The organism is Amycolatopsis sp. NPDC004772 (assembly GCF_053601215.1).
In genome coordinates this window covers 211,747-218,893 of sequence record NZ_JBSGBK010000003.1, presented here as the reverse complement: position 1 = coordinate 218,893, position 7,147 = coordinate 211,747, and the positions used below count along the sequence as shown (strand labels likewise).

Here is a 7,147-nt window from a genome sequence, read left to right as displayed (position 1 = left end):
CAACGCGGTGAGCGACATCGTCAACGCCGTCGCGAAGAACGCCGGCATCGGGATGGCGCTGACCCCGACCGCGGGCACCCAACGCCACATTGGGGCGCTTTGGTCAGGCGGGTTTGAGCGGGTCGTGGCCGAGCGACATCAGGCGGTGGCGCCAGTGGGCCTCGCCCGCGGTCGGCTCCAGGTCGTCGCGGCGCTGCGCGTGCACCCGGTCGACGACCCGGCGCATCACGTCGGCGTCGTGGGCGTCCACGTCGGACTTGCGCTTGCGCAGGATGGCCAGCACCTCGTTGCCCGTCGGCGGGCCCGCCTCGTCGGGGAGCGGTTCGGTCTCCGGGCCCGCGTCGCGGGTGCGCAGCCAGTCCTCCAGCTCGCGCGAGGTCATGTTCACCACCCGGTGGAACTCCGCCCACAGGTCGTCGTCGACTGCCGGATTGTCCATCTTCGGCGGCTACCCGGCGCGGCCTACGTCAAACCGCGGTCCCGTGGCCGGTAGAATTCGTTCGGACCCGTTGAAACGCCAGCGGTGGTCTCTGTTGACGCTGCTGGCGAGCTCGATCCCGTGCTCGCCGCTTGACGCATGGGAGGGGTGGGCCTTGCCGACCACTGGCGACGGCATGGCGGCACGGGTCGACGAGCTGAACGCGGTGCTGGCCGATCTCGTCGGGGTCCTCGAATCGATGTCCGACACGCCGGGGCTGCTCGACGCGGTCTGCGGCGAGGCGGTCCGGGTGGTCCCGGACGCGGACCTGGCCAGCATCATGGTCGTCCGCGACGGCGTGACCCAGACGGCGGCCTTCACGGACGAGCGAGCCCGGCGCATCGACGACGTCCAATACGCGGCGGGCGACGGTCCGGGCCTGCTCGCGGCCCTGACGGGTGAAGTGGTCCGGGTGGCGGTCGCGGAGACGGGTGAGCAATGGCCCGAATTCGTGGCGGCGGCCAAGGAACTCGGCGTGGGCAGCTACCTGGCGGTCCCGCTGCGGGTGGACGACACGCTGGTGGGCGCGATCACGCTGTTCGGCTTCGAGACCCACGGCTACCACGAGTTCGACACGAAGGTGCTGCGGCTGTTCACGTTGTGCGTGGAGACGGTGCTGCGCCTGACGCGCCGGTACCGGGAGGCGCGCGGGCTGGCCGACGAGCTTCGCAACGCGATGGAGACCCGCGCGGTGATCGAGCAGGCCAAGGGCATGCTGATGCTGATCCACCGGGTCAACGAGGACGCGGCGATGCACCGCCTGATCGTGGAGTCCCAGCACACGAACATCAAGCTCCGCGACGTCGCGGCCCGCTTCACGAAGCGAATGAGCTCGGCGGACGGCGGCCCGGCCCGGCCCTGAACAAGGTCCCCAGGCCGCTCTGCGCCGTGCCGCCGAGCGCGTCCCACACGGTGACCGCGGTCGCGGTGAGCACGGGCTTCTCGAGCCGTTCCTCCAGCTCGGCGAGCAGGGGCGTGGTGTGCAGGGCGGTCTCGGGGACGAGCACGGCAGCGGCGTCTTCGTGGTCGGCCGCCACGGCGAGTTCGGTGATCCGCGGCGCGTCCCAGGCGGCGAGAGCGCGATCGGAGCCCGCATCGGCCGAGACGGCGTGCACGGTGCTCACGCCGGCCTCGGCGAGGAAGGCGGCGAAGAGCGCGGTCAGGTCCGGGTGGTAGACGGAGGCGAGCGCAACACGCTCGACGTCCAGCCGCTCGAGGGCGGCGAGGTAGGCCAGTGAAGTGCTGCTCGCCGGGACGCCGAGGTGATCGGTCAGGGCTCGCGCCTGGTCGCGGGCCCCGTCGAGACCGTGGGTGAAACTGCAGCTGGAGCACGCCCAGCTGACGACGTCCGGAGTGGTGTCGAGCCGGTCGGCGGCGGCGACGAGACGGCCGGGCGTGCCGAGCGCCCGCACGGCGGCGGTCTGGCCGGCCGCATCGGGATCCCATTCGACATAGGCGAAGTCGAGATCGGGAGCGGGGTCGAGCCGGCGGCAGAGGGCGGCGAAGTCGTCCTCGCCGCAGTCGCGGGTGGGGTAGAGCAGGCCGATGCGCATGGTCTCCGGTTACCCGGACGGGCGCCGGTGCAAGAGGTCGAAGCGGGACCACATCGCCTCGGCCGCTTCGATCGACGCGCTCGTCCGCGCCGGGTCGACCGCCGCCAGCTGGGCCACGATCGCCTGGGCCAGGGCCATCCCCGCCGTCAACGAGGGGAAGAACGTCACGCCCTCCGCCGGCACCATCAGCACCTGCTCCGCCGCTCCCGCCAGGGCCGGGCTCGCCGCGTCCGTGATCGCGAAGACGCGGGCGCCGCGGTCGCGGGCCTCGTTCGCCGCCAGGACCGTGCTCTCGTACAAGCGCCAGAAACTGATCGCCACCAGGACGTCGTCCGCGGTCAGCTTGGCCGTCTGATTGGCCAGTTCCGCGTCGCCCGCCGTGATCGCGTGGACGTCGTAGCCCGCCAACCTCGCGTTGTGGGCCATTGCGATGCCGACCGCCGCGTAGCTCCCGTCCGCGATCACCAGTGTTCGGCGGGCCGCCGCCATCGCTCCCGCGACCGTCCGCAGCAGCGGCTCGTCGAACCGGCGGTTCAGCAGCGCGAGGCTGTCGAGGTCACGCCGGAGGGACGCCGACCCCGGTGAGCCGACGTCGCGGTGCTCCTCCGCGACCTGCGGCGCGCTCAGCGACGACATGTACCGCGCCCGCAGCTCCTGCTGCAGCGCCGGCCAGCCCGCGAAGCCCAGCGCCTGGGCCGTGCGCGTCACCGTCGCGACGTTGACGCCGGCCAGCTGCGCCAGCTCGGCCGTCGAGCCGAACGACGCCCGGCGCGGCTGCGAGACCAGCACTTCCAGCACCGCGGCCGACTTCGGGCGCAGCCCCCGCTCGGGCAGCCGGTCGCGCAGCCACGCCTCGAAACCGTCGTCGGTCTCCGCCACTTCGGCGCCCTCCCCTGCTGTCGGGTGCACCGTAACGCACCCAGTTTTGCAAAGAACGTTGCAGTTTTGACGAAATGCAGTCTATGTTGTCGGCACTCCCCGACGGAAGGCGTTCCCCATGACGCTGCTGACCCGGCTGGACCGGCTCCCGCTGAGCCGTCCCCACTACAAACTGCTGCTCATCGGCGGCCTCGGCTACACCTTCGACGGCATGGACTCGGCGGTCGTCGCCTTCCTGCTGCCCAGCGCCAAAGCCGCGTGGCACCTCGACAACGGCCAGCTCGGCCTGATCGGCTCCGCGACGCCGTTCGGCTTCCTCTTCGGCGCGATCGCGGCCGGCCTGCTCGGCGACCGCATCGGCCGCAAGAAGGTCATGATGTACGCGCTGGCCTTCTACGCGCTGTTCTCCGTCATCGCGTCCTTCTCCCCGAACTACGAGGTCTTCCTCGGCGCCCGCGTGCTCGCGGGGGCGGGCGCGGGCGCCGAAAGCGCGATCATCGCGCCCTTCCTGTCCGAGTTCGTCCCGGCCAAGCGGCGCGGCTGGTTCGTCGGCGCGCTCGCCGGGTTCTTCTCCTTCGGCTTCGTCGCGGCCGCGCTGATCGGGCGGTTCGTCGTGCCGTCCTTCGACGAAGGCTGGCGGGTCGCGCAGCTGGTCACCGCGCTGCCGATCGTCATGCTGCTGTGGTGGCGCCGGTCCCTGCCCGAATCGCCGCGCTTCCTGCTCGCCCACGGCCGGGCCGCCGAGGCCGAGGACGTCGTCGCCAAGATCGAGCGGGGCGTCGAGAAGGCCACCGGCACCACCCTCCCGCCGGTGCCGCCGGCCGACGCCGCCCCCGCGACCGAGACGCCGAAGGTCAACCTCCTCAGCGCGCTGAAGTTCCTGTGGAGCCCCGCCATGCGGCGCCGGACGGCGGTGATCTGGACCGTCTGGTTCGTGATCACGTTCTCCTACTACGGCTTCTTCTCGTGGATCCCCACGCTGCTGGTGGAACGCGGCATCACGGTGACGAAGAGCTTCGAGTTCTCGATCATCATCTACCTGGCCCAGGTGCCCGGGTACTTCTCCGCCGCGTGGCTGTCCGAACGGCTCGACCGCAAGCACACCATCGCCCTCTACCTGGCCGGCTCGGCGGTGAGCGCGTTCTGGCTGAGCCAGACCAGCGCGCCGTGGTCGATCACGCTCGCCGGTGCGGTGCTGTCCTTCTTCCTCAACGGCACCTACGCCGGGGTGTACTCCTACACGCCCGAGGTGTTCCCGACCTGGATCCGCGCCAGCGGCACCGGCCTGTCCAGCGCGTTCGGCCGGGTCGGCAGCATCCTGGCGCCGACGATCATCGGCCTGTCCGCGGCGAGCCTCGGCTTCGCCGGCGTCTTCGGCCTGACGACGGCGGTGCTGGCGGCCGGGGTGCTCTGCGTGCTCGTCTTCGGCCTGTCCACCGCGGGCCGCTCGCTGGAGGAACTGACCGAACACGGCGCCCCGGTGGCGGCCGCGAAGGAGATGACGAAGTGAGTCTGTCCACTGTGGAGGAACGGGTGCGCGCCGAGCTCGGCGTGCGGCTGTTCACCGTGCTCGCCTGGATCCCGGACCGCCGGGCGCTGCGCCGCGTGCACAGCAGCCACCCGGCGGAGTACCCCGTCGGCGGCGAGAAGACGGTCGAGGTCGCGGCGGGCTGGCTCGACCGCTGCATCACCGCGCAAGAGCCCTACTTCGGCCCGGACAAGGCGGCGGTGCGGGAGATCTTCGCCGACCACGAGCTGATCGAGTCCCTCGGCTGCGGCTCGATCATCAACGTCCCGGTGGTCGACGGCGACCGGACCCTCGGCGTGCTCAACATCCTCGACGCGGAAGGCGCCTACGACGAGGATTCGGTCCAGGTGGCCCGATCCCTCGCCCCGCTCGCCGTGCCGGCGCTCAAGGAGGAACAGTGACCCTGCTGCTGCGCAACGCCCGACTGCTCGACCCGCTCTCCGGCGAGTACACCGAAGGCGACCTCCGGTGCGCCGACGGCCGGATCGCCGAGGTCGGACCCGGCCTGACCGCGCCCGACGTCCCCGCGCTGGACCTGCGCGGCGCGGTCGTGCTGCCCGGGCTGGTCGACGCGCACGTGCACGTCACGGCGTCGACCGCGGACCTGGGCTCGCTGTCGTCGTCGTCACCGAACTACGTGGCCGCGCACGCCGCCCGGACGATGAGCCGGATGCTCGACCGCGGGTTCACCACCGTCCGCGACGCCTCGGGCGCCGACTTCGGCCTCGCCGACGCCCAGGCGGAGGGTCTGTTCCGCGGCCCGCGGCTGCTGTTCTGCGGGCGCGCGCTGAGCCAGACCGGCGGTCACGGCGACAGCCGCACCCGCGGTACGCAGGTGCAGGACGACCACCCGTGCTGCGCCGGGCTCGGCCGGGTGGCCGACGGCGAGGACGCCGTCCGCGCCGCGGCCCGCGACGAGCTTCGCAAGGGCGCCCACCACATCAAGGTGATGGCGTCGGGCGGCGTCGCGTCCCCGACCGACCGCATCGACTCGACGCAGTATTCGGCCGGGGAATTGCGCGCGATCGTCGAGGAAGCCGAGGCGGCCAACCGGTACGTCGCCGCGCACGCGTACACCGCTCGTGCTGTGAACCGGGCCCTCGAACTGGGCGTCCGGTCCATCGAGCACGGCAACCTCCTCGACGACCGCAGTGTCGAGCTCTTCCTCGAGCACGACGCCTTCCTCGTCCCGACCCTGGTGACGTACTGGGCCCTGAAGGAGGAAGGCCGCGAGCACGGGCTCCCGGAAGCCAGCTGGCGCAAGGTCGACGAGGTCCTCGGCGCCGGCTTGGCGGCCCTGGAGCGGGCGTCCCGCGGCGGCGTCAAACTGGTCTACGGCACGGACCTGCTCGGCGGCATGCACCGCCACCAGAACCACGAGTTCCGCCTGCGCGCCGAAGTCCAGTCACCGCTGGAAATCCTCCGCTCGGCCACGTCGACGGCGGCGGAGCTGCTGAACCTCACCGGCGAGATCGGGACCCTGGCCCTGGGGGCCCACGCGGACCTCCTGGTCGTCGACGGCGACCCCCTGTCCGACATCGGGGTGCTGGCCGAGCCGGAGAAGTTCCGCCACGTCATCCAGGGCGGCGCGGTGGTGTCCGGCTGAGCTACCAGTTCCGCACCGCGGGCGCGTACCCCGCCGGCTTGTCGCCGATCTTCAGCCCCGGACTGACGATCCAGTTCTGGTACTCCGGGGTGAACATCCGGTAGACCGACGCCGGCGGGACCGCGCTCGCCTCGTCGAGCAGCGTGCGCAGCTCGGCCGGGATCTCGAAGTCCAGCGCCGCCATGCTCGTGCCGAGCTGGCCGGCGCTGCTCGCGCCGACGATCGCCGCCGCGATGCCCGGCTGGGTGGCCACCCAGTTGATCGCCACCTGGGCCATCGTCACCCCCAGCTCGGCGGCGATCTTCCCGAGGGGTTCCAGCACCTGCGGCGTGCGGTCCGTCCCCGAAGGACCGTCGCTGAGCCGTCCGGTGCCGCCGTCGCGGTACTTGCCGGTGAGGACGCCGCCGGCCAGCGGGCTCCACGCCGTGACCCCGAGGCCGAGGTGCTGGGCCATCGGGACGTGCTCGGTCTCGATCTGCCGCTCGACCAGCGAATACGGCAGCTGCAGGTTGATCATCGGCGCCAGCGAGTGCGCCTCGGTCAGCGACTGCGCCCGTGCCGCGTACCAGCTCGGGACGTCGGACAGGCCGGGGTAGCGGATCTTGCCCGCGCGGACGAGGTCGTCGAGCGTGCGCACCACCTCCTCGACCGGGGTGATGCGGTCCCAGGTGTGCAGCAGGAAGACGTCGACGTAGTCGGTGCCCAGCCGGCGCAGCGACGCCTCGAGGGCGCGGATCAGGTGCTTGCGGCCGTTGCCGCCGGCGTTGGGATCGGCCGGGTCGACGCTGTTGGTGTACTTGGTGGTGAGCACGACCCGGTCGCGGGAGTGCGTTTCGGCGATGAGCTTGCCGAGGATCGTCTCGCTCTCGCCCGCGGTGTAGAAGTCCGCCGTGTCGACGAAGTTGCCGCCCTCGTCGAGGTACTTGCGGAAGACGGGGCGGGCTTCGTCCTCGGTTTTGCCGTAGGCGGCGTGGAAACCGCCGGTGCCGAAGTTCATCGTGCCGAGGGCGAGCCGGCTGACGCGCAGCCCGGACCGCCCGAGGAGGTAGTACTGATCGAGTGCCATGACCTCAGCGTGCCGAGCCATTTCTGGACCCGCAAGT

General features: G+C 71.6%; 8 protein-coding genes. 4 read left to right on the top strand and 4 right to left on the bottom strand.

Going from position 1 to position 7,147, the window contains the following annotated elements; all coding sequences use genetic code 11:
• Positions 1–103: 103 nt before the first annotated feature.
• Positions 104–439: a DUF3140 domain-containing protein gene (locus tag ACWEF6_RS03655; protein WP_449681479.1), complete on the bottom strand. Its 336-nt coding sequence runs from the start codon at positions 437–439 to the stop codon at positions 104–106.
• Between the two features lie 175 nt (positions 440–614).
• Between ACWEF6_RS03655 and ACWEF6_RS03650 the strand changes: the two genes are divergently transcribed.
• Positions 615–1,340 carry an ANTAR domain-containing response regulator gene (locus ACWEF6_RS03650; protein ID WP_310968470.1) on the top strand — a complete coding sequence of 242 codons (726 nt, stop codon included), beginning with the start codon at positions 615–617 and terminating at the stop codon, positions 1,338–1,340.
• Here the strand turns inward: ACWEF6_RS03650 and ACWEF6_RS03645 are convergent.
• Positions 1,294–2,031 carry an aspartate racemase/maleate isomerase family protein gene (locus ACWEF6_RS03645; protein WP_449681478.1) on the bottom strand — a complete coding sequence of 246 codons (738 nt, stop codon included), beginning with the start codon at positions 2,029–2,031 and terminating at the stop codon, positions 1,294–1,296. The genes ACWEF6_RS03650 and ACWEF6_RS03645 overlap by 47 nt on opposite strands.
• Before the next feature lie 9 nt (positions 2,032–2,040).
• The gene (locus ACWEF6_RS03640) at positions 2,041–2,910 is read right to left on the bottom strand and encodes a MurR/RpiR family transcriptional regulator (RefSeq protein ID WP_310968471.1); all 870 of its coding nucleotides are present in this window, start codon (positions 2,908–2,910) and stop codon (positions 2,041–2,043) included.
• Positions 2,911–3,028: 118 nt separating this feature from the next.
• Between ACWEF6_RS03640 and ACWEF6_RS03635 the strand changes: the two genes are divergently transcribed.
• From ACWEF6_RS03635 to ACWEF6_RS03625, 3 genes are read left to right on the top strand one after another with little or no spacing between them, the layout of a single operon-like run.
• Complete coding sequence (locus ACWEF6_RS03635) at positions 3,029–4,420, top strand: MFS transporter (protein WP_449681477.1); 1,392 nt, start codon at positions 3,029–3,031, stop codon at positions 4,418–4,420.
• Positions 4,417–4,839 carry a GAF domain-containing protein gene (locus tag ACWEF6_RS03630; protein WP_449681476.1) on the top strand — a complete coding sequence of 141 codons (423 nt, stop codon included), beginning with the start codon at positions 4,417–4,419 and terminating at the stop codon, positions 4,837–4,839. Before ACWEF6_RS03635 ends, ACWEF6_RS03630 begins: the two co-directional genes overlap by 4 nt.
• Positions 4,836–6,044, top strand: a complete 1,209-nt coding sequence (locus ACWEF6_RS03625) for an amidohydrolase family protein (RefSeq protein WP_449681475.1) — start codon at positions 4,836–4,838, stop codon at positions 6,042–6,044. Before ACWEF6_RS03630 ends, ACWEF6_RS03625 begins: the two co-directional genes overlap by 4 nt.
• 1 nt (position 6,045) lies before the next feature.
• Here ACWEF6_RS03625 and ACWEF6_RS03620 read toward each other — a convergent pair whose 3' ends face one another.
• Positions 6,046–7,110 (bottom strand): aldo/keto reductase, encoded by a 1,065-nt coding sequence (locus ACWEF6_RS03620; RefSeq protein ID WP_449681474.1) that lies wholly within the window; start codon positions 7,108–7,110, stop codon positions 6,046–6,048.
• Between the last annotated feature and the right edge of the window lie 37 nt (positions 7,111–7,147).

Excerpts from the sequence above, each read along its gene's own strand:
- ACWEF6_RS03655 (WP_449681479.1), bottom strand. The coding sequence starts at position 439 with ATGGACAATCCGGCAGTCGACGACGACCTGTGGGCGGAGTTCCACCGG.
- ACWEF6_RS03650 (WP_310968470.1), top strand. The coding sequence starts at position 615 with ATGGCGGCACGGGTCGACGAGCTGAACGCGGTGCTGGCCGATCTCGTC.
- ACWEF6_RS03645 (WP_449681478.1), bottom strand. The coding sequence starts at position 2,031 with ATGCGCATCGGCCTGCTCTACCCCACCCGCGACTGCGGCGAGGACGAC.
- ACWEF6_RS03635 (WP_449681477.1), top strand. The coding sequence starts at position 3,029 with ATGACGCTGCTGACCCGGCTGGACCGGCTCCCGCTGAGCCGTCCCCAC.
- ACWEF6_RS03620 (WP_449681474.1), bottom strand. The coding sequence starts at position 7,110 with ATGGCACTCGATCAGTACTACCTCCTCGGGCGGTCCGGGCTGCGCGTC.